The 1310-nt window shown below is 56.3% G+C and carries 1 pseudogene; it reads left to right on the top strand.

What is annotated here, in order from left to right:
- Positions 1–65: 65 nt before the first annotated feature.
- Positions 66–1278 (top strand): annotated as a pseudogene (locus tag RBB44_RS25485) (IS256 family transposase).
- The last annotated feature ends 32 nt before the right edge of the window (positions 1279–1310 follow it).

Consider the following 1310-nt stretch of genomic DNA (forward strand, 5'->3'; position numbering starts at 1 on the left):
GTACAAGATTTTTCGCACTTTCGAATTTGACGGCTCCTTCTAGAGTGTTTGAAGGAGAGTAAGGAATGGTTGATGAGACTGAAGGCTCTGAGCTGACGAATGTGGTCCGGATCGATGAGGCCCGTATCAAGGACCATCTTGGCGAGATGGTGCGTGGCACCGTTGAAGAAGCGCTGAATGCGATGTTGGACGCGGAAGCGGATCGATTGTGTGGTGCCGGGCGATATGAACGCAGTGACGGCCGCCAGGACACCCGTGCTGGCAGTTACGAGCGCTCGCTGCATACCAAAGCCGGCGACGTTAAGGAAGATGCCGAAGCTCCGGCGTCAGACGTTTGAAACGGCGATCATCGAACGCTACCAGCGCCGGGAAAGCAGTGTCGAGGAAGCGCTGATCGAGATGTATCTGGCCGGTGTTTCCGTTCGACGGGTCGAGGACATCACGGAGGCATTATGGGGCACCCGGGTATCGCCCGGTACAGTGTCGAACCTGAACAAGAAGATTTACGCCAAGATCGAGGAATGGCGCCATCGGCCGATCGAGGGCGAACATCCCTATCTTTATCTCGATGGGATCGTCATGAAGCGGACTTGGGCAGGGGAAGTGCGGAACGTGTCCCTGCTTGTAGCCAGTGCGGTCAATTCTGAAGGGTATCGGGAGATCCTTGGCATTTGCGAAGGGGCCAAGGAAGACAAATCCGGATGGTCAAACTTCCTGCGACATTTGGTTGATCGGGGTTTGAGCGGCGTGAAGCTCATCATCTCTGATGCCTGCCGCGGGCTCGTGGAGAGCGTGGCCGACTATCTACCCGATGCGCAGTGGCAGCGCTGTATGGTTCACTTCTATCGCAATGTGTTCAGCCACGTCCCATCCACCAAGGTGCGCGAGGTCACGCACATGCTGAAGGCCATTCATGCCCAAGAGAACCGCAGGGCAGCACAGGAAAAGGCTGACGCCGTTATCGCAGATCTACGGGCACAACGTCTGACACGAGCTGCCGATCTCATTGAAGAGAGCATCGACGAGACGCTGACCTACTATGGCTTTCCGGACAGCCATTGGCGCAAGATCAGGACGAACAATCCTCTGGAGCGGATAATGAAAGAGATCCGGCGGCGAACGAGAGTTGTCGGGGCGTTCCCGGACGGTCAATCATGCCTGAACCTAGCCGCGGCAAGACTCAGACATATCGCGGCCGGCAAATGGTCCGCCCGAAAATACATGAACATGGCACCGCTCTACCAGGAGCAACACCAAACCCACGGAGCCGTCGCCTAAAAACGAAAGTGCGAAAGATATTTGACACTACC

Source organism: Roseibium sp. MMSF_3247 (assembly GCF_030733765.1).
GTDB lineage: Bacteria > Pseudomonadota > Alphaproteobacteria > Rhizobiales > Stappiaceae > Roseibium.